The sequence below is a fragment of the Ktedonobacter racemifer DSM 44963 genome (genome assembly GCF_000178855.1).
GTDB classification, from domain to species: domain Bacteria; phylum Chloroflexota; class Ktedonobacteria; order Ktedonobacterales; family Ktedonobacteraceae; genus Ktedonobacter; species Ktedonobacter racemifer.
Window position 1 is genome coordinate 2,205,716 of record NZ_ADVG01000003.1, and the last position, 20,534, is coordinate 2,226,249.

General features: G+C 52.4%; 18 protein-coding genes and 4 pseudogenes. 17 read left to right on the forward strand and 5 right to left on the reverse strand.

Annotated elements, in window-relative coordinates:
• Positions 1-341: 341 nt before the first annotated feature.
• The 4 genes and pseudogenes from KRAC_RS67125 to KRAC_RS72185 all read left to right on the forward strand — a co-directional run bounded on the left by KRAC_RS67125 (position 342) and on the right by KRAC_RS72185 (position 3,640).
• The gene (locus KRAC_RS67125) at positions 342-509 is read left to right on the forward strand and encodes a winged helix-turn-helix domain-containing protein (RefSeq protein ID WP_244422480.1); all 168 of its coding nucleotides are present in this window, start codon (positions 342-344) and stop codon (positions 507-509) included.
• A 159-nt stretch (positions 510-668) separates the two neighbouring features.
• Positions 669-986, forward strand: coding sequence for a hypothetical protein (locus KRAC_RS38605; RefSeq protein ID WP_040445685.1), 318 nt, complete (start codon positions 669-671; stop codon positions 984-986).
• Positions 931-1,902: a GAF domain-containing sensor histidine kinase gene (locus tag KRAC_RS38610; RefSeq protein ID WP_338010137.1), complete on the forward strand. Its 972-nt coding sequence runs from the start codon at positions 931-933 to the stop codon at positions 1,900-1,902. The genes KRAC_RS38605 and KRAC_RS38610 overlap by 56 nt, the downstream gene beginning before the upstream one ends.
• Before the next feature lie 227 nt (positions 1,903-2,129).
• A pseudogene (locus KRAC_RS72185) lies at positions 2,130-3,640 on the forward strand (ISNCY family transposase).
• 271 nt (positions 3,641-3,911) lie between these two features.
• On the opposite strand, the gene KRAC_RS67140 reads toward KRAC_RS72185, so the two are convergent.
• Entirely contained in the window at positions 3,912-4,103 is a 192-nt protein-coding gene (locus KRAC_RS67140) for a ribbon-helix-helix domain-containing protein (RefSeq protein ID WP_007916780.1), read from the reverse strand.
• A 75-nt stretch (positions 4,104-4,178) separates the two neighbouring features.
• Here KRAC_RS67140 and KRAC_RS38625 point away from each other — a divergent pair, with 75 nt between their 5' ends.
• Both KRAC_RS38625 and KRAC_RS63340 read left to right on the forward strand, forming a co-directional pair.
• Complete coding sequence (locus tag KRAC_RS38625) at positions 4,179-5,306, forward strand: RNA-guided endonuclease InsQ/TnpB family protein (protein ID WP_007916782.1); 1,128 nt, start codon at positions 4,179-4,181, stop codon at positions 5,304-5,306.
• A gap of 97 nt (positions 5,307-5,403) precedes the next feature.
• The gene (locus KRAC_RS63340) at positions 5,404-5,715 is read left to right on the forward strand and encodes a transposase (RefSeq protein WP_052568915.1); all 312 of its coding nucleotides are present in this window, start codon (positions 5,404-5,406) and stop codon (positions 5,713-5,715) included.
• A 72-nt stretch (positions 5,716-5,787) separates the two neighbouring features.
• Here KRAC_RS63340 and KRAC_RS38635 read toward each other — a convergent pair whose 3' ends face one another.
• Positions 5,788-7,425, reverse strand: coding sequence for a zinc ribbon domain-containing protein (locus tag KRAC_RS38635; protein WP_007916784.1), 1,638 nt, complete (start codon positions 7,423-7,425; stop codon positions 5,788-5,790).
• A gap of 426 nt (positions 7,426-7,851) precedes the next feature.
• On the opposite strand from KRAC_RS38635, the gene KRAC_RS38640 reads away from it, so the two are divergent.
• Positions 7,852-8,340: a DinB family protein gene (locus tag KRAC_RS38640; protein WP_007916786.1), complete on the forward strand. Its 489-nt coding sequence runs from the start codon at positions 7,852-7,854 to the stop codon at positions 8,338-8,340.
• A gap of 114 nt (positions 8,341-8,454) precedes the next feature.
• Here KRAC_RS38640 and KRAC_RS67145 read toward each other — a convergent pair whose 3' ends face one another.
• The gene (locus tag KRAC_RS67145; RefSeq protein ID WP_007916789.1) at positions 8,455-8,649 is read right to left on the reverse strand and encodes a ribbon-helix-helix domain-containing protein; all 195 of its coding nucleotides are present in this window, start codon (positions 8,647-8,649) and stop codon (positions 8,455-8,457) included.
• Between the two features lie 74 nt (positions 8,650-8,723).
• Here KRAC_RS67145 and KRAC_RS38645 point away from each other — a divergent pair, with 74 nt between their 5' ends.
• Together KRAC_RS38645 and KRAC_RS38650 are read left to right on the forward strand one after the other, a co-directional pair.
• Positions 8,724-9,851: an RNA-guided endonuclease InsQ/TnpB family protein gene (locus KRAC_RS38645; protein WP_007916791.1), complete on the forward strand. Its 1,128-nt coding sequence runs from the start codon at positions 8,724-8,726 to the stop codon at positions 9,849-9,851.
• A 430-nt stretch (positions 9,852-10,281) separates the two neighbouring features.
• A complete protein-coding gene (locus tag KRAC_RS38650; protein ID WP_007916793.1) occupies positions 10,282-11,892 on the forward strand; it encodes a penicillin-binding transpeptidase domain-containing protein in 1,611 nt (536 codons plus the stop codon).
• A gap of 120 nt (positions 11,893-12,012) precedes the next feature.
• Here the strand turns inward: KRAC_RS38650 and KRAC_RS38655 are convergent, their stop codons facing one another.
• Both KRAC_RS38655 and KRAC_RS38660 read right to left on the reverse strand, forming a co-directional pair.
• Entirely contained in the window at positions 12,013-12,705 is a 693-nt protein-coding gene (locus tag KRAC_RS38655) for an alpha/beta fold hydrolase (protein WP_040446678.1), read from the reverse strand.
• A 445-nt stretch (positions 12,706-13,150) separates the two neighbouring features.
• The gene (locus KRAC_RS38660) at positions 13,151-13,429 is read right to left on the reverse strand and encodes a hypothetical protein (protein WP_007916798.1); all 279 of its coding nucleotides are present in this window, start codon (positions 13,427-13,429) and stop codon (positions 13,151-13,153) included.
• 116 nt (positions 13,430-13,545) lie between these two features.
• Here KRAC_RS38660 and KRAC_RS38665 point away from each other — a divergent pair, with 116 nt between their 5' ends.
• The 8 genes and pseudogenes from KRAC_RS38665 (at position 13,546) to KRAC_RS63345 (ending at position 20,004) form a co-directional block, all read left to right on the forward strand.
• Positions 13,546-14,256 (forward strand): IS6 family transposase, encoded by a 711-nt coding sequence (locus KRAC_RS38665; RefSeq protein WP_007916800.1) that lies wholly within the window; start codon positions 13,546-13,548, stop codon positions 14,254-14,256.
• 11 nt (positions 14,257-14,267) lie between these two features.
• Positions 14,268-14,546 carry a helix-turn-helix domain-containing protein gene (locus tag KRAC_RS38670; RefSeq protein WP_007916802.1) on the forward strand — a complete coding sequence of 93 codons (279 nt, stop codon included), beginning with the start codon at positions 14,268-14,270 and terminating at the stop codon, positions 14,544-14,546.
• A gap of 134 nt (positions 14,547-14,680) precedes the next feature.
• Complete coding sequence (locus tag KRAC_RS38675) at positions 14,681-15,094, forward strand: DUF6022 family protein (RefSeq protein WP_157507571.1); 414 nt, start codon at positions 14,681-14,683, stop codon at positions 15,092-15,094.
• A 173-nt stretch (positions 15,095-15,267) separates the two neighbouring features.
• Positions 15,268-15,759 carry a nitroreductase family deazaflavin-dependent oxidoreductase gene (locus KRAC_RS38680; RefSeq protein WP_007916810.1) on the forward strand — a complete coding sequence of 164 codons (492 nt, stop codon included), beginning with the start codon at positions 15,268-15,270 and terminating at the stop codon, positions 15,757-15,759.
• Positions 15,760-16,122: 363 nt separating this feature from the next.
• Positions 16,123-17,385 (forward strand): annotated as a pseudogene (locus tag KRAC_RS38685) (ISNCY family transposase); the annotation flags it as partial.
• Between the two features lie 152 nt (positions 17,386-17,537).
• Positions 17,538-18,846 (forward strand): annotated as a pseudogene (locus KRAC_RS38690) (RNA-guided endonuclease InsQ/TnpB family protein).
• A 15-nt stretch (positions 18,847-18,861) separates the two neighbouring features.
• Positions 18,862-19,033: pseudogene (locus KRAC_RS80005) on the forward strand (ISNCY family transposase); the annotation flags it as partial.
• A gap of 296 nt (positions 19,034-19,329) precedes the next feature.
• The gene (locus KRAC_RS63345) at positions 19,330-20,004 is read left to right on the forward strand and encodes a histidine phosphatase family protein (protein ID WP_052568921.1); all 675 of its coding nucleotides are present in this window, start codon (positions 19,330-19,332) and stop codon (positions 20,002-20,004) included.
• Positions 20,005-20,534 lie beyond the last annotated feature (530 nt).

The window sequence follows — 20,534 nt, forward strand, 5'->3', positions numbered from 1 at the left end:
TTTCGACGTTTGCAACAGAGTGACTGCGAGGTATTTCTCTTCTTCCCGATGTCACTGCACGCTTCAAGCATAGCGGACGAAGAGTCTCGTTGTGATGGGACGGGAGTCCCGATTCTATCGGGAAAAGGTGTCCCGACTCCACCCAGGACAGGAGTCCCGATTGCCTGGGCATGGCAAAGAAGGGTGACAGGTTACAATACGTGTGTGAATGAGGCAAAGGATCAACCTTTTCAGGACGGCAGATCAAGGACGCTGACCTTGCTTTCAGCACCACCGAATGATTGCGGAGAGAGGCGCAGAGGCGTGCCTTTCTGAAATGACAGTTGTTTGCAGCAATCTCGTTGCGCACCCCGTGGGCACGACTGCTCCAAGAAGCTGGGTGGAGCGTTCAGCAGCCTATTGAACGGGCCACTCAACGCAACGAAGAAGCTATCAGGACTTGGTACGAGGAGCGCTGGCCAGCCATAAAAAAAACAAGGATCGTAAACAGGTCTTGGAGAAAGGAGTAAACTAAAAAAAGAAGAGAAGAGGGCTTCCCGACATAAAACCCCTCTAAGTTCCGCTAAGGACTAGCAAGATGATACCCTACGTAGCACAACCCCTGGCACCAGGAGTTCCGACACCAGTTACTCTCTCCTTGTGTGCCAGAAAGAGAGGGGGAAGCTGGTATGTTATCTGAAGTACCGAAACATGACAAACTTCTCACGACATTGCAAAGCTTGCTCCAACTGCCAGCGACAGATGTGGCTGAAACCTTCCAGCAGACCGCGCAGCTCGTCACGCAGGCGCTGGATGCGGAAAAAGTCGATGTGTTTCTCTATGATCCTAGCACGGAGAGTCTCATCGCCTATGGAACAAGTGTGACTCCGTTGGGCAAGAAAGAAAAAGCCATTGGATTAGATTGCCTGCCGCTGGCAAGCGGGGGGGCGGGTGGTCGAGGTCTACCTAACAGGCCAAACCTATTGGACCGGACAAGCACAGCATGATCCCCAGGAGTTGCCGGGAATGAAACAGGATCTGGGGATTAAGTCAGAGATCCTGGTGCCACTCAATGTGGATGCCGAGAGGCGAGGGGTGTTGCTCGTTTCATCCAGCACCTCCCATTGTTTTACCACACACGATCTGCCTTTTCTCGAAGCCGTCACCCATTGGGTCGGTGTTGTCCTCCATCGGGCAGAACTCGTGGAACAACACACCAGGGAAGCAACGGAACAGGCGAAGCGGCTTGCTGCTGAAGAAATATTGACAGTCATGGCGCATGATTTGCACAACTATCTGACACCCCTTAAAGGACGACTTGATCTGCTGAAGCGGCGCGCACGTCGGGAAATGCAGGAAACCTATGTGCGCGAACTCCAAGCTGTTGACTTGATTGTATTGAGATTGAATGGATTGATTTCCAATCTCCTGGACGTGTCTCGTCTCAAACAAGGCCTGTTCTCTCTCCAACGCCAACCAATTGATCTGGTTGAGCTGGTTGAAGATCTCGTTCCCATCTGGAGAACATCAGAACATGCTATTGAGATCCAGGCTCCTGAGCAGCTCATCCTGATTGCTGACCGGGATCGTCTTGCCCAAGTCATCGAGAATCTGCTCTCCAACGCAACCACCTACGCAGAGCCAAATACCCCTATCCACGTGACCCTCACCCAGGAACAGCGCATGGACGGTCTTTGGGCCATTCTCACGGTGAGCAATCGAGGGCCAGCGATACCACCAGAACAGCTCGAGTCTATGTTCCAGCCTTTTGTGAAAGGGGCGCATTCACAAGGGTTAGGTTTAGGACTGTGGGTGTCTCAGCGCATTGCTCAAGCCCATCAGGGTATGATTACGGTGCGAACTGAGGCAGGCACAATGAAGCGCTTTATCCTTTCTTTGCCCCTTCAAGGGTTCAGCCCATAACTGAGGAAAAATAGGCTGAGCTGAAACAGACGAGTAGGGTAAGAGAGAATAACGCTTCTCCTGCTTGTTTTTCTTGTTAGTCCTTAGCGGGAAATAGCGGGTAATTATGTCGAGACCCAAAGAGGAGGAAGAGGAAAGTGAAAGGAAGAAGGGTAGCCCGTCCCCGGGCTGAGCAGCACGTCCGTTTGGAGCCACAAGAGGTGCACTGTCAGTCTTGCGGCGAGTGGATGCCAGTGGCCTATCATGCGCACCGCAAGATCCTCACGATCAAGGGGCTGGTCCAGTTACGCTTGGTCGTCCGTCGTTGCCCCAATCCAGCATGCCAAGCGTACAAGCATCCCTATCGACCAGAGGAAGAAGGCCTCTGGGCTTTACCCCATGGAGAATGCGGTCTGGATCTGATCGCTTTGGTGGGCAGGTTGCGTTATCGAGAACAGCGCTCAGCCCCAGAAATACAGCGGATCTTGCAGGAGCGAGGGCTGCGGGTGTGTGAACGGACGGTTGAGCATCTGATGCACCGCTACGAGGAATTGGTGACGCTCCATCTCTCTTGCCAGCAATGACTGCAAGCTCGTTTCTCCTCCCAAGAACGAGTGATCCTGGCCATCGATGGATTGCAACCCGATGTGGGGCATGAGGTGCTCTGGGTCATCCGGGAAGTGCTCTCAGGGGAGATTGTGTTGGCCAGAGCGCTCCTGAGTTCAACCCAAGAAGATCTGGCAGGTCTGCTCAGAGAGGTGAAAGAACTTCTTCCTGTCCCTATCAATGGTCTGGTCTCCGATGGACAGCTTTCCATTCGACGTGCAGTGGCCAGAGTGTTTCCCGAGGTTCCTCATCAACTCTGCCACTTTCATTATTTGCGTGAAGCTGCCAAACCGATCTACGAAGCGGATCGACATGCAAAAAAGGAACTCAAAAAGCAGATCCGAGGTGTGCGTCCCATCGAGCGAGCCGTCGAAACGAGGGCCGATGCCGAGGTGGAAGTGATTCACGATTACTGTCTGGCAGTCAGAGCCAGTTTGACTGATGATGGGATACCGCCTCTGTCGGCTTCTGGCCTCCGTTTGCAGGAGCGGATTCAAGCGATCAATGACTCACTTGATCGGGTGGCAGAAAAAAGGGGCTCCCCATCGAACTTGAACGATTAAAGCGTCTCTTGAATAAGGGGCTGCTGGCCACTGAGGAGCTGTTTGCGCTGGTGCGTCCGCTCTTTGCGTTGCTCTTGGAAGTGGCCCATGGGTTGAGCAACCAGGAGCAGCGAGAGGCAGAAGAAGTGCAGAAGCGCTTTGAGGAACACCTCATGCGGATGCGAGAGCGCGCCGAGCAAGCAGAAGCAGGGGGCTCGGCTCTTGTGCATTTCCTCAAAGTCACTGAAAGTTATGCCCCTCACCTCTTTTACTGTTACCAGGTGGCAGCGATGCCCAGGACGAACAATGATCTCGAGCAGGCATTCGGCTACGTTCGTCGCAGCGAGCGTCGAGCAACCGGACGCAAAGGAACCATTCCTGGGCTGGTCGTGCGCGGACCGGTTTGCGTGACCGCAGCGCTTGCTACCCGTTTGCATTTGTTCACAGACAAAGAACTTGTTCCTCACGATCTGCTCGCCTGGCATCATCTGAGAAAACAGATAGCTTCTCGGCAGCAAGCCCGTCGTCAGCAGTTTCGCTTTCGCAAAGATCCTACCGCTTACCTGGCTGCTCTGGAGGGACGACTCTCTAAGATGAGTTTACGATCCTAGAAAAAAAGCAGAACAAGAAAGGCGTACCATTCTTTGGGTAGATGAAGCAGGAGTTTATTTGTTGCCAATAGCGGTGCGAACTTGGGCACCAAGGCGGCGGACTCCAATTTTACGAGTCAAATTGACACGCGATCATCTTTCAGCTATCAGCGGGATCACACTCGATGGCAAATTGTACATGCAAGTGCGCAAAAACTCTTATGATGCAGGGGCAGTGGTCGGGTTTCTGAAAGTACTCTTACAGAAACCGAGCCAGAAAGCCCCCGTTGCTTTAGCCGGGGGATGAATGGCTCTTCCTTGTTTTGGGGTGGATCGGGTCGGGCTGGTACGTTGGATCATCCCATGCGAGAAAGCTATCTACAGCACGTCGCACGAGTTCCGCTATTGCTACTCCCTCCTTTTCAGAACGTTGGTGAAGACGCTCCATTTGCTTCTCAGTGAGATATAAATTAGTTCGTTTCATCTTTTCCCCCATTTGACATACAGCACTTATTGATGTATACTATAGCAGAAAGAACAACGAAAGGCAAGGATGGCAATGCTGATCTACGAATACAAAGCGGATGGCACCAAAGCGCAATACGCAGCTATTGATGAAGCTATTCGCATTGTGCAATTCATTCGCAATACGTGTATTCGTCTGTGGATGGATGATCACGCAACCAAGAATGATTTGCAATGCCATTGCGCCGTTCTTGCTAAAAAGTTTCCCTTTGCTTCCTCTCTCAATTCTCAGGCACGTCAAGCCAGTGCGGATCGTGCCTGGTCTGCTATTGAGCGTTTCTATGATAACTGCAAACAGAAAAAAACAGGGAAAAAGGGCTATCCACGTTTCCAGAAAAATAACCGTTCCGTCGAGTATAAGCAAACTGGCTGGAAGCTAGAACCAGATGGGCGACATATCACGTTCACTGATGGCTGCGGGATTGGGCGTTTGCGTCTGGTTGGCACACGTGACATTGAAACCTTCCCTCTCAAGCAGATTAAGCGAGTTCGTCTCATCCGTCGTGCTGATGGCTATTATGTCCAGTTTGCTGTGCAAGCAGAACGAAACATTGAGCACATTCCAACAGGGAAACGGGTTGGCATTGACGTTGGGTTGAAGGCGTTCTACACCGATTCTGAGGGGAGCACTGTTGAGAACCCCCGCCATTATCGTAAGGCTGAAAAACGTCTGAAACGCCTGCAACGTCGCCTCTCACGAAAACAGAAGAAGAGTAAGAATCGCAAGAAAGCCCGTCAAGTCGTGGCGTATGCGCATGTAAAAGTTCAAAGGCAGCGCGAAGATTTTGCCCGAAAGCAGGCAAACGCGCTCGTCTCGTCTCACGACCTGATTGCCTTTGAGGACTTGCATATTCGCAACATGGTCAAGAATCGACACTTGGCAAAGAGTATCCACGATGCTGGATGGGGTCAATTTCTGGCTTGGGTGAAGTATTATGCTGCTTTGCATGGTATCCCTGTGATCAGGGTATCCCCCCACTACACGAGTCAGAACTGTTCAGCCTGTGGCACGCTCGTCAAGAAAACGTTGAGCATACGCACACACGTTTGTACTGGCTGTGGTGTAGTGCTCGACAGGGACCACAATGCAGCGCTCAACATTTTGCAGAAAGCGCTCAGTACCGTAGGGCATACGGAAACTGATGCACCACTGAGTGCATGAAACGCTTCTGGACAGGAGGGCCACTACTGCCTCTCAGTCATGGGAGTCAGCAAGCCGCCTGGATGAAGGAAGAATCCCCCTGGATTTATCCGGGGGAGTGTCAAGTAAGATCTCCGGCCAGATCCTGATCATTTGGGATGGCTCTCCCATTCACCGAGCTGAGGAGATCAAAGCCTTTCTCCGCACCAAGATGGGCAAACGAGTCCATTTAGAGCAACTGCCAGGCTATGCTCCCGATCTCAACCCCGACGAGGGCGTTTGGCGTTATCTCAAACAGGTTGAAATGGGCAATCTCTGCTGTCGCGATCTTGACCATCTTACTCAGGAGCTGATTCGAGCCAGAGAGTGGCTTCGTCACAAGCGTCAGATCATTGAAGCCTGCTCTCGTCAATGTGGTTACTTGCTGTAGTTGCCTCTGGTCCAGATGGGGAGGGCGAGGTCAATTACAGGTCTGTGATCGAGGTGCTGAGAGCTCCCCGCGCTAAAGCCGCGGGGGTTCCAGGGGTTCGTTCCACGCTTCCAATCCTTCGCCCCGAAGGCGAAGCGCTGGCTCTAGTGGTAGTTCCCCTGAACTTTTGGGCAGACGCGCTCCGGCTCTGGTCAGACCAAAGCTTCGGGGCATGCTCTGCCCTTCTTTCGCGCGTTGTATGGTACGCTCGTGTGCTGCCCGCAGGCGCGCTTCCGCACCCTCCCAATACCCCTGGTATCGGGCACACGAGGGAATGGGGGCTGCTGGATCAAGGTAGGCGGCCAGAAAGGCGGAATAGAGGTCGCGTTGCACAGGCCCAATGCCACATTCGCACTGGTGCCAGCGCTGAGAAAGCGGCTTCTTGACCCGTCTGCCACAGCCGTGGCACCATTGGCTCAGCGCCGTCGTGCGTGTGGAGACCTCGACCAGGGTGCCGCCCGTGCTTGCAACGGTGCGTCTCAACAGTTCTACAAACATCCCTGGGGCTCGCAGTCCCACGCTCTTGCCAAACTGCTTCTGCCATGTCTTGTAGGAGATCTTTTCGATGACGATGGTATTGCCCAGCGCCATCACTTCATGGACCTTGCGGCCATGCAAGCTCTTGCGGTGCGCCGCCAGCTTGCGCTCTTTGGTCGCCTTGCGTCGTCGGGTGGCCTGATAGCGCTTGCTCTGCTTCCATCGCAGTTTCTTGTTGCCCTGCTTCTTGATGCGCCCCTTCTCGTCGTAGTGCTCCGGGTTGCCTGCCCGCCGCTGCCGATCCATCTGCCGCTGCAAGCGGCGGATGGCTCTGGCATCAGGCGCCAGTTCGGCGCAGAACACTTCCAGGCTCGCCTCCCCTTCCTGGGGAACGAGGGCCAGGCTCGAGGGTCCTAGATCCCCTCCGACGGTGCCCTTGCCGACCGTATGCTTGGGCTTGTGGTGGGGCTTGCCCTCCAGGGCGAGTTGCACAACGTAGCGATACCCCTCTTCATCGGCTCCGGTGGCTCTCTTGCTGCTGGCGGGGCGCTGGATGAGGCGAGCGTATTTGATGCGGTGCCTCAGGCCATAGGTGACCACCTCATCCTTCCAGTCGATGAGGGCAGGCAGCTGGTCTCCGTTCCAGAGGAGATACCCCGCGTTTCCGTCTTCGGGTGGCTGCAGGACAAAGCGGAGACCAGTATCGTTGCGCTTATTCTCGATGCTGGAGAAGCCGCGTCCTCGGCTCTTGAAGCGGACCCGTTTGGCTTTGCCCAGGCAAACGCGGTTGAGGGCACGATAGGCGCGTGTCGCCAGCGTTTGGGCCAGCACGGCCTCAACGTGCTCGGCAATCCAGCCGACGCGTAGCCCTTTCACAGCCTCGTGCAGGGCGGCTTCGGTGAAGCCGTGGGCCTTGCGCAAAGCTGAGAAGGCGGCCGCTCGCTCGGTCTTGTGGGTGCGAGGAAAGGTACGAGCCTCTTGCCAGGTGGGGTCAGCTCGCATGCGCCTCAACCGGTGTTGTCCTTCTGAGAGGAGAGCATTGTAGAGATGACGGGCGGCTTCCAGGTGGGCGCGCAGGCGGGCGGCTTGTCCGGCATCAACGACCAATGGCAGTTCGAGCAAAAACGTGGGGGTCGCCGGTCGCTTTTCTTGCTCTTCCTTCGGCTTCCCCTGCCCCTGGCATTTTTTCGGCATTCCTGCTCCTCGCTTGCACGCTCACCTACGGACTCTGCTGATACGCCTATTCTACCAGAGAGCTGGGGAGAACGCAAGTTCTAGAAGCGTGTTTTTTCCTGTTCTCTTCTCGTACACAGGAGTGGCGATTCATCCCCGGCATCAAATGACCGGGGCTTTCTCGCCATGTCTTCTGGTAAAAAGCATGAAGAGCGAGCAGATTTTAGGGCCAAGAGTGAGCAATCAGCGCGAAGCATGAGCAGTGGTAGTACTCCCGCCGAGTTAGCCAGCTCCTGGCCTTGCTCCCCCTATCGATATGTTGTAAATCAAGGACATCAATTGTAGAGGAGCATATGAGTGGTTGCTGTTAAAAAAGAAAAGCTGATGTGCTATACTGGCGTTGCATCTTCCAAGATGCAATGAAAAACAGAGGAGGAAACACGATTGATGGGGAACGCGAATATCACTCTTGCCATTATGACTGAGGGTTGGCAAAAATATCAGAGCGAATTAAGCAAAGCCCTTGCCCCGTTATCCCCTGAGCAGCTTGCGTTGCGTGCTGCGCCTCATCTGCGTTCAATCGGTGAGGTGGCGCGTCATATTATTGCAGCGCGCGCAGGTTGGTACCACGATGTTCTGCACGAGGGAGATGACGCTTTTGACGCGCTCTCCTATTGGAACTCACCTGGTTCTCCAATACGCTCCGCCAGTGAGATCGTAAACGGGTTGGCTCTCACCTGGCAGGTGATGCAGGAGGCACTGGCACGTTACACGCCCACCGATTTGCAAGCCGTCCTCGAGGCAGAACTGGAAGGCCAAAAATATGCGTACACGCGTGGCTGGGTTGTCTGGCATGTGATTGAACATGACCTGCATCACGGCGGCGAAATCAGCTACTCGCTAGGCATGCATGGCCTTCGGGCTCTGGACATCTAGCCTTCGAGGCATGCCTCCTGGTAAGACAGGCCAACAGGTGGCCTGTCCGTATGATCCTGATGGATTGCTCTGACAGGTCTATTTACAGAAAACGAGCCAGAAAGCCCCCGTGATTTATCCGGGGGATGAATGGCTCTTCCTTGTTTGGGGTGGATTGGGTGGAGTTGGCTGATAGGACGGATCGTACCACATAAGAAACGCATCCACGGCACGCCGTACTAATTCTGCAACTGGAACACCCTCTTTCTCCGCTTGCTCATGTAATTTTTCGTGTTGTCTTTCGTTCAGGTAAATATTGGTGCGTCTCATTTTCAACCTCTTGCATACATCAGAATTCCGATGTATAATTATAGCAGAGCATGAGGAAAGGAGCAAGAGGCGCAATGCTGATCTATGAATACAAGTTGGACGGCAATACGCAACAATACCCCGCCATTGATGAGGCTATTCGCATCGTCCAGTTTATTCGCAACAAGTGCTTGCGTTTGTGGATGGATGGACACGCCACGAAGAATGACCTGCAATGCTATTGTGCCATCCTTGCTAAAGAATTCCCCTTTGCTTCCTCCCTCAATTCCCAAGCACGTCAAGCCAGTGCTGATCGGGCATGGGCAGCCATAGCTCGCTTCTATGACAACTGCAAACAGAAGAAACCGGGCAAGAAAGGCTATCCTCGCTTTCAGCACGATAACCGCTCAGTAGAATACAAACAGACAGGATGGAAGCTTGATCCTGATGGGAGGCATATCACCTTCACTGATGGCTGCGGGATTGGTCGTCTGCGTCTGGTAGGGACGCGTGACATTGAAACCTTCCCTATGAAGCAGATCAAGCGTGTCCGTCTCATCCGTCGTGCCGATGGATACTATGCCCAGTTTGCGGTACAGGCAGAGCGCCAGATCGAGCATGTTCCTACTGGGAAACACGTTGGCATCGACGTTGGATTGAAAGCGTTCTCTACCGATTCTGAGGGCGCAATCGTTGAGAATCCCCGCCACTATCGCAAGGCAGAGAAGCGCCTCAAACGCTTGCAACGTCGTCTCTCCAAGAAACAGAAGAAGAGTCAGAATCGTAAGAAAGCTCGTCAAGCCGTCGCCAAAGCGCATTTGAACGTGCAAAGGCAGCGCGAAGATTTTGCCCGAAAACAGGCGAACGCGCTCGTCTCGTCTCACGACCTGATTGCCTTTGAAGACCTTCAGATCCGCAATATGGTACGTAATCGGCACCTCTCGAAAAGCATCAGCGATGCTGGATGGGGGCGATTCCTGACGTGGGTGAAGTATTATGCCGCTTTGCATGGTATCCCTGTGATAGCAGTCTCTCCACACTACACGAGTCAGAACTGCTCAGCCTGTGGCACGCTCGTCAAGAAGAGTCTGAGTGTACGAACGCACATTTGCACAGGTTGTGGTGTGGTGTTGGACAGGGATCACAACGCCGCCGTGAACATTTTGCAGAAAGCTCTCAGTACCGTCGGGCAGACGGGAACTGATGCACCACTGAGTGCATAAAACGCTTCTGGACAGGAGGGCCGCTACTGCCTCTCAGCAATGGGAGCCAGCAAGCCGCCTGGTTGAAGGAAGAATCCCCCGTGCTTTAGCTGGGGGAGTGTCAATTTCAGTGTACCCTGGAAGTAAGACAGAATCCATCCTCCTTTGAGTGCATCTGACCGAGAGAACAACCAGAAGCCCTCTGTTTGTGCAAGAAGCTAGCTCGCCTCTGGCCTAAGTGCGTTTAGTTTCTTATCACGAGGTCAGTAAATGATTCCCATGACTCAGAGTTCCATAGAAAGCAGAGGAAATGTATGGCAACATCATCCCTCCCAGACCATTTTCAAATACCACCTCTCCTAGAAACCAACCAAATCCGCTAAATGCGTATAGCACCTTGCGATAAAGAAAAAGGCAGTCGCGAACGCTGTCTGCACATTTGAGGATAGAGATGAACATAAGCCACGGTATTCGCCGTATCACGCAATTGTTCCTGGTCTTGTTTCTGGCTATGAGTGCAGGCCTGGTCTACTGGCAGGTCGCGGTCGCTGACCAGGTGACCTCTAACCCGCGCAATTTGCGTAGCTGTATGAGTACCAGCGTGCCACAGCGCGGACGCATTTTCGACCGCAACGGCGTCCTATTGGCCGACTCACAGCCGGACCCCAAGGCCTGTGGCGGCTATGTACGTCATTACTATGAGCCCTCGCTCGCTGGCTTGATTGGCTACTATCCCGGCCCATACTTCCTGTCAACGGGACTGGAAGCCAAATTTGACGACTATCTCTCCGGGCGCGTCGGCATGACGTCATTAGATAACCAGGTGAATAAGACGCTGCACCGCTCACCTTTGGGCGATGATATCTATCTCACGATAGATGTGCGTATCCAGCGCATCCTGGTCAAGAATTTCGCCCTGCATGCCCCCTTCGATGGCGTCAATTCGTTTCCCACTGATCGTGGCTCAGCTATGGTTATGGACCCGCACACAGGCGAAGTCCTGGCCATGTATAGCAGTCCAGGCTATGATCCCAACAAAATGGCCCAGACGCTTACCCATGCCGATCTCTCCTACTACAACCAGATGGCCAATGATCCAGAGCGGCCCCTGGTCTTCCGCCCCACCCAGGGCCAGTATGTGCCTGGTTCAACCTATAAGGCCACAACCCTGATGGCAGCCATTGATTCGGGAACGACCTCGCTGGACCGGGTCTATGAGCCAAAATTCACTCATGGTCCTGTTACTCTAGGTCAGCACCTGTTTACTCCAGCATTTAGCAATCTCGATCCTTTTACACGCAACTATAATGTCTCAACTGGCTATGGCTTTGCGCACTCGGACAATGTCCTCTTCGCCAAGATTGGCGATGATATGGGTGTTGATTCGTGGCTGGCATACAATAAGAAGTTCTTAGTGGGCGAAAAGATTCCCTTTGAATTGCCCGTTGCTGTCAGCCGGGTGACCCAGACCAATGGAACACTTGACGAGAATACCCTTGTGGACAACGCCTTTGGCCAGGGCGTCGATTTTGTGACCCCGTTCCAGATGGCGATGATCAATAATATTGCCGCCAATGATGGGCAGTTGATGCAGCCTACCGTCTTGAGCAAGGTTGCCACACGTGATAAGGCACCGGTCAAGACTTTTTCACCTCAAAACCTGGGCGATGCTCAACTTAAACAGCAGACAGCCATTGACACACGTAAAGCTATGTACGGCGTAGTACAGTGTGGCTCTGGCAACAATGATTTTGTGCATGGCGCCATGCTCTCGACTTCGCGCTGGGGCATTATTGGTAAGACTGGTACTGCTGAGATTGGACCTGGACAGCATGCTCATGGCTGGTTGATTACTCAGGCACCTTACAACTACCAACAAACTGATAAGATGCCTGCTCTGACAATTGTCGCGATGAAAGAGAATGGTGGTGAGGGTGCAGATGCCGTCGGTCCCGTGATTACCGCCACCTATAACGACATCTTTGACCAGGGTTTGGTGAAGGCGGATCAGCCACCTCCTCCTCCAGCAGGATACTGCTACACTAACCGTCTACTTCAGTAGAACGGCTGTGCAAGTCAAAAGACATCCAATACGACGCTTCGCCAAGGGTAAGGGGGTGTCGTATTGGCGAGAAGTCCTGAGTAGATACGTTTGCGGTCCTTTATCTGACTACCACTTGATTTACTCGCGCGTCAGAGTAAGGAGGCGCTGCACTGCCTGCTCATACGCGGCTGGCACCTCCACCATCGGCGTGTGGCCTGAGTCCAGCAGACGTAATTCAGCGTGCGGCAGGTGTTCTACCAGGAATTCGGCGTGAGCAATCGTTCGCGCCTGGTCATGTGTCCCATGCACGACGACGGTGGGCATCGTAAGCTTCGGCAGGTCACCCGCCAGGTCGACCATAGATTGGCTGGTGAGCACTTGCAGGGCCGCTTCACGCGATACACGACCAGCATAGGCGAGGAGACGTTGCATAAATGCCTGCTCCGGCTGGTAATAGAAGCTACGGCGCAAGAGACGCTGGTGAAACTCCGTCCCTCCGCCCGCCTCTATGGCCTTGATGATGCTCGTTATATCCCCATGCCCATGGGTATTGGCTCCGGTATCGATGAGCAGCAGACCGCTCACGAGCGAAGGTTCGGTGAGCGCAGCGACCAGTGCGATAGGGCCTCCGGTTGAATGTCCCGCGATCAGAGCCGGGCCAAGGTCCAGTTCACGAAGGAGCGCGGCGACACGCCTTCCAAGCGTTGGAATGTCCCACGGGCCGGGAGAGGTCATCCAGGATATAGGCAGGAGTTGCAGGTCTGGAAAGAGTGTTTCATCCAACAGGTCAAAGACTTCGGGCGAACAATAGGTCCCCGGTACGCAAAGCAAGACCTGGCATCCCGTGATGGGCTTACGGGTTAATTCAAGATGAGACGAGAACATAGTTCTTGTTCGCGTTGCTCCCATGTCAACATTGACGTAGCTCCTCATGAAGCGAGTAGCATCGCAGCAGCAGCAGCATGCTAATATTGAAAGATATAGATAAAGACGGCAATATTTAATCTGAATATCTCGATCAAATGCTTGCCAAGAAGGAGCCAAGTCAGATAGAGGTGGTTTTATTATGTAGAAATGTGATAGTAGTGCTAAGGAAAAGATAGGAAGTAAATTCCTTCTGGTATCGCATTGATGAGTATATGCATAATATTTCTTAAATTCAATATTGTCAAGAAGGAATAATTCCTGAAACTGTTCAGACTTGACCCAAGGAAGATTTCGTAGTGCCCACGGGTTGGGCACCGAGATAGAGAAAGTGCTGGAAAAGCCTCAGTCTTCAACTGCTCTCTTCTGTGAGAAGCCTCTTCCTGATCAGTTTAGACACCAGCCACCAGGGAAGGAACGCGAACAGCACAAACGCCACGAAGAAAACAAACAATCCTAGGAAAGGGTAACTTGGAGAATCGCTGAGCCAGAACTCCATTTGCCAGAATCCCATTCGGAAGAGCAACTGCTCGAGCCAATTCATTGCTAGTGGATGGAATACGTCAAACACTATCATGGCAACTAGCGCGATGATCCCTCCCACAAACGCGCCTGGGAGCGTGATTCCCATGATCAGATCCTGAATTTTTACATAATCGGAACGTGCCTGGGCGAGCCTGGCGGTTGTGTTGCAAGAAATAAACTGATCTGCTACAGTGGAGAGAAAAGAGCCAAAAAGGATCAGATATGACCGAGCAACACCCGTTCAAATGGCGTCACTTCCAGACCGACGTTATTCTCTTGTGCGTCAGGTGGTACTTGCGCTATTCGCTCAGCTACAGAGATCTCGAAGAAATCATGCTGGAACGGGGATTGCATGTCGATCATACCACGATTTATCGGTGGGTCCAGCAGTATGCTCCAGAACTGGAGAAACGCTGCCATCTCCATTTGAAGCCCACAACCGACTCGTGGCGCGTTGACGAGACGTACATCAAGATCAAGAAAGAGTGGATGTACCTGTATAGGGCGGTTGATTCAGAGGGAAACACGCTCGATTTTTGGCTGAGCTCAACCAGAGATGGGGAAGCCGCCAAGCACTTCTTTGTGAAAACCCTCTCCGCCTCTCATACGAGCTCGCCACGGGTCATCAACGTCGATAAAAATGCTGCCTATCCCAAAGCCTTCAATGACCTCAAAGCAGCTGGAATCATCTCTGAACGTTGTGAGTTGCGGCAAATCAAGTACCTCAATAACGTGATTGAGCAAGACCATCGGTTCATCAAACGGTTGACGAAACCAGGGATGGGCTTTTTCACCTTCGAGACCGCCTGGCGAACCTTACAAGGATACGAGATGATGAACAGGCTGAGGAAAGGGCAAGTACAAGGGGTGGCAAAAGGAGATGTCGGAGGGCAGGTCGCGTTGGTTGCCACGCTGTTTGGAGTGGCCGTGTAAGAACGATTGTGATGAACAATCACGTCCAGTTTCTTCCTTTGCGATTTCTTGCAACACAACCCCAGGTAGATCGCCGAATTGTTCGGCTTTCCCTCACATCCGAAGGGCGTGAGATCGTTCATCAGCTTGACCCTGTGGTGATCGCTTTTAATGAACGTTCCCTCCATGGCTTCTCGCCGGAGCAACAACAGACCCTTCAGGAACAGTTGCGTCAGATTGTGTCTAATGTGGTTCTTGAAACTGGGTCTGGCCCCGACGATCTGGTTCAGCCGCAACACGAGAAAAACTAAAGAGAGTCAAGCAAGAGAGGTAGAGGAAGCTTCATCCCGCTCAGCCTTTGTTGAAGTAAATGTACTCAAATTCTCATAGAGAAGGAGACAAAGAGACGACAACCTTGGTCGAAACCATGTCCCTCAAAGAGAGAATGATCGAAACGATCGCAACGTATGTTCAGCAATATGTCGATGCGCACTGGCAGGAGGTCGTGGAACAACATCGATCAGCCTTGGAGGCGATTTTTGCTCGAGCAGCCGAGCAGGTCTATGCGAGATATAGCCAGGAACTGTTCCAACCACTGTCTGCTGAACTCAAACAAGCGGGCCTGACCTGTGATCCAGGCTTTCCAGGAACGATCCCATTCTCACGAGAGCAATGGGGGCCGCAGGAAGAGCGAGAACGTCGCTTCTGGTGCGTGCTGTGCCAGGAAAATGAAGACATTCTGGGCACACTGCTCATCTGCTACTTCCACGACCATACCCAGTTTCGCATTCCTCGTTCGCCACTCATGCTGGCAAGCGAGCAAACCAATCATATCGTCATTGCACTGATGGTTGAGTGATCCACATTTCCAGATTTGCAAGCATCATAAACTGAAAAAAGCAATCAGCCTTGCTAAACACACCATATCCTTATCAGCGACAAGCGCTGGAAGAGATACTGTTCATCCTCGAAGCTCTCTGCACATCTGCGGGGAACACGCGAGCAGAACGACAAGAAAGAAGAGAGCATCTCATGGCAAAAACCTATAACTCCTCATTTACTTTTCGTCTGGGGCTCTTCATCACAAGGACCATGCTGCGTGTAGGCATGAGCATGGGCGGTATGACCCTGCTCACTGTACGCGGTCGCAAAAGCGGCCAGCTTCGTACCACGCCAGTGACCATCGTGAAACAGAACGGACAGCGATGGATCACTGCCCCGTTCGGTGCCGTCAATTGGGTGCGCAACCTACGGGCGGCAGGGGTAGCCACGCTGAGGGTTGGTCGTCACACAGAAACGGTTTCTGCGACCGAGTTATCCACCAAGGAAGCCGCACTCGTTCTGAAAGAACATCTTGACAGCTTTCCCTCTTTTATTCGACAGTATTACAACGTCACCCCAGCTTCTTCACTGGAGGAGTTTGAGGTGGAAGCGCCGCGTCACCCCGTTTTTCTCGTCAAAAGTCTATCCGAGTGGCAAGGCGCGGAGAGAAATGCTCCTGAAGGAAAGGCTCTGTTTTCATGAGCAATACTAGCACAACGAACACGATCAGATCGAACTGAGTAGGAGCGGAGGTAGCGTGGCTCCCATACACATGCGGCCTGCCGGTTTTACCGAGCGCGCCTCTCTACCAGATCGTGCACCTGCACGCCAATTCAGGCTCCGCGATACTCTTACGTCTTGAAAAGAAGCCTGGAATCGGCCCTTGCGAAAGGGAGACGAGAACGTCTCCCTGAACGAATCAATGGTTTGCCGTTTGTACATCTCTGAGTGCTTTGCGGCAAACCTTTTTGAGACAAAGAACACGTACAGTCCTCTTCCTCATCTCGCACGAGCGGCTTGTGAGTAATGAGGCTTGTCCATGGTAATTCCTTTAGCAAAGAGGCGATGGCAAGAAAACATAGTCGTCCTGAAGCAACACAACAATGCCTGCTTGTACCCCTGCATGAGCAGTGCTGGGAGTGCGGAAAGCGGTTGTGGGTAGCATCCTCTGCTGTTCGCACGGTGACCACCCTCGACCGTTTGTGCCAACTCACGCTCAAAATTCGCCGCTGTCAAAATCCATCCTGTGGATGGTATCATCGATCCTACCGTCCAGAGGAGGAAGGGCACTGGGCCTTGCCTCATGGGGAGTTCGGCCTCGATGTGATCGCGCTGATTGGCGCGCTTCGCTACACGCATCACCGCAGCGTTCCAGAAATCCACCGAGAGTTGCTCGCACGCAGTGTACTGATATCTGAACGCACTGTGACGAATTTGCTCGCACGCTATGAAGAGTTAGTGACACTCCATCTGACAGACCAGGCGCGCTTGCGTCAACGTCTCTTGCCCCAAGGCTTCGTGATTTTGGCTCTGGATGGGTTACAACCAGATGTGGGGCACGAAGTGCTGTGGGTTCTCCGCGATTGTCCCTCTGGTGAAGTGTTGTTGGCTCGTAGTTTACTCAGTGCCAGTGAAGCCGATCTCGCAGCGCTGCTGCGCGAGGTACAAGCTTCCCTCCCGGTACCCATTCGCGGCGTTGTGACGGATGGTCAACACTCCATTCGTAACGCTGTTCAGACGGTTCTGCCGGATATCCCACATCAGTTATGTCATTTCCACTACTTGCGCGAGGCGGCCAAACCTGTCTATGAGGCCGATCGTCATGCGAAAAAGGAATTGAAGAAGCAGCTTCGTGGCATTCGCCCTATTGAACGAGGTCTGGAAAAACGAACAGACACCGAGGCGCAAGCTATTCGAGGCTATTGTCTCGCGGTGCGAAGTGCACTCACTGACGATGGACGACCACCGCTCTCCGCTTCGGGTCTCAAATTACAGGAACGCATGACCGCTCTTCTCGCCTCACTCACAAGCGTGGTTGAAAAAAGGGGGCGCTTGCCACGTGAGTTAGAACGTTTGCAGTCGATGCTGACTAAAGGATTAATGGCAACAAGATCCCTGTGGTCAGATGTCCAAACCGGCTATCATTGGGTGTATCGAGCCGCGCATATCCTCTCGAATGATGAAAAACTGAAGGGAGCACAGGTTCGGCAACGCTATGAGGAGCTTCTTGACTCCATGGCGGACGTTTCAACTTCCTCTGAGGCGCTCGCTACGATGCTGACCACCTTTCGTAAAGTCACCGCCAGTTATTGGCCCGGATTGTTTCACCCAAAACGCCGCAGGATGCCCCTGCCCTTTCAGGCATGGGGAGGAATGCGGCGTTCCTTTGTCGGTGGCTTGGGTGGAATACGCCGTAGACATTCTCTCATCTGCTCATGTATTGTTGACAGTCAGATGAAAACTATGGTATAATTTAGCGTATGCAAACGGTAGTAACAGCGAAACTCAAATTGAATACAACGCCCGAGCAATTCAAGGCATTACGTACAACGCAACTGGCGTATCGGGATTCTCTCAACTATGTGAGCCAGTACGCCTTTGCGCATGGCAAGATGAGCAATGCTGTTCGTTTGCAAGATGCCACCTACGAAGAGATCCGCCTCCGTTTTCATCTGCCTTCGCAAATGGCCTGTTCTGTTCCTCGCCAAGTTGGAGCCTCGTATAAAACCCTCTGGACAAAGGTCAAGAACAATGCTGTTCATCGTAAGGAAGGGAAGACCAAGAAACGCTACAAAGGGCTTGATAAGGCTCCCTAGTTCATCTCCCCCACGTTGACCTATCAGTACAAGAAAGACTACACCTTCAAGAAAGAGCAGCAGGTGAGCATCCTGACCCTTGAGGGACGTGTTATCGTGCCCTATACTGGCTACAATAAGCATGTGGCATTGATCCAGCGTGGAGCGGAGATTGGTGCATCTAAACTCTGGTATGACAAGCCCAAGAAACAATTTTACCTCCTTGTCTCTCTTGAAATTGAGACGGCTGATCCTACACCTGAAACACACAAGCAAGTCGTTGGCGTGGATGTGGGGATGCGATACCTTGCCGTCACGGCGACGATGCAAGGGGATTGCACCTTCCATTCAGGCAAACAGATTGTCCCCAAGGCAAACCACTACGCACGACTGAGAAAACGTCTGCAAAAGAAAGGCACTCGTTCAGCGACAAGAAGGCTCGTTGCCATCAGTGGACGAGAGAGACGGTTGAAGCAGAATACCAATCATGTCGTGAGTAAGCGGATTGTCCAACAGCACCCTCAAAGCTTGATTGGACTGGAGCATCTGACAGACATTCGAGAGCGTACCAAACGACGCAAAGGCAAAAATGCAAAACAGCGAAAAGCCAATCGTACCTTCTCCAAATGGTCCTTCGCTGAGTTGCATAGCATGATTGCCTATAAAGCGCTCTTACATCGAAGTATGGCGATCAAGGTCGATGCCAACTACACCTCGCAAGCGTGCCCCAAATGTGGGCACACCTGCAAAGAGAATAGACCCAACAAAGGATTGCTCTTCGTCTGTCAGAATTGTCAGTACACGCTCCATGCCGATCTGGTTGGTGCAAGAAACATTGCGATGCGAACGCTTCTTATCCGGCAAGACTGGAGAGGAACGGGCCTCTTGTCAGTACGCGCCTTCTGTGTCGGACGATGAAGCCAAAGCCGCACGCCTGAAAAGGTATGCTGAATTGCGGTGGAGTTCAGACACAACTCCAAGCCCTCGGCTTTAGCCGTAGGGTACTGACTGTTACGATGTGCCTGATCTTCCTCGCACCAACAATGACCTGGAGCACTATTTTGGTTCGGCCCGGCACTCTGAGCGACGAGCAACTGGGCGAAAGAGTGCTTCTCCTGGTCTGGTTGCACGCGGACCTGTTCGTGTCATCGCTCTGGTTGCTTCCTGCCACCATCACTTCACCAGCGATGACCTTCATCTCACAGATATCTCTCGCTGGCATACCCTGCGCAATGAACTGGACTATCGCCAGATGATACAGCGTGATCGCACTCGCTTTCGCAAATCTCCTGAAGCGTATTTAGCTGCCCTTGAAGAAATGCTCCTCACTGAAAGATTGCCGACATAGAAAAAAATGCTGTTGGAAACGCTGGAAGATAGCTTGTCAGGCTCAGCTAAAATAGGATACGATAGCAGAGAGTCCGCAAGCAGACGTACGGCAAACAACACAGATAGAACAACTCAGACGAAAGGGCCCATGAGTACCATATCCACCAATACGCTTTACCTGGTTCGACATGGCGAAAATCTCGCAAACATTACCAAAGAATTTTCCTATAAACTCGTTGACTATTCCTTAACACCGAAAGGCGTCCTGCAGGCCGAGCAGACCTCAATCTTTCTCAAGGATCTACCACTTGACGCCATCTATGCCTCGCCCCTGAAACGCGCTGCCGAAACCGGGGAGATTATCGCCAGACCACATCATCTCCCGGTAGAGATCGTCGAAGATTTTCGCGAAATCAACGTCGGAGATCTGGAAAAAATGGCACCCACGCTCGAAAACTGGAATCGCTATGGTCAGATCTACACAGCCTGGGCCAACGGCCACCCGGAAGAACGTTTTCCCGGTGGCGAAAATTTTCTGGAATTGATTGAACGTTCACGCCGGGGATTGCTGACAGCCATACACGAACGCTCGAATCAACGGATTCTTATTGCTGCACACGGTGGCATTTTCATAAAGCTAGTCAATTACTTCTGCCGGGAAGCAAACGCACAACCTGACTACAGGCTAATGCATAATTGCTCAATCACTGAGATTGAACTGACGAACAACAACGGTGAAATGCATGGCGAACTACGCGCCTGGGCCAGTATCAGCCACCTCTCCGGGGAAGCTGCCGATGTGATTGAGCTTCCCCCGATTTGATAGAGTCCCCAAAGCTGAGATATACTACCGCTGGTTTGTTGACTTCGGATTTCGCTGTACTTTAATTAAGCTCACCAAAGAGTGACGAACTGAGCTTCTCTTGCGGAGGCATGTTCATTTGCGATGAGACGTGATTTCCGGAGTCGACAAACCAGCGGTCATTCCCATGAAACGAATTGACCTCTCAGGCTGTCTCAGAGCTTAGAGTGTGTTTTGTCCGCGTCAATCTAGTGACCCCTGTAACAGCGTACCCTCCCGGAAGCACGCCTCCCACTAAGAAGCTAAAACCTGATTTGAATTTTAAAAATCAATAATCCAAAGAAGAGCGGGAAAGAGATATTTCCTACTTAGTAAATAGCGTGAATGTTCGACGATTTTTAAGGTGAAACGTAGGAAATCGGCGCCAACACTACAGTCGCACTTGTTAACTCAGCAATAAGAACCAGAAAAGTATAAGAAAAGCAACATCATTATCTTCTTCCAGATGTGGCAATCTGTAGGTGTGAAACCTGAAATCAGATAGCGACATC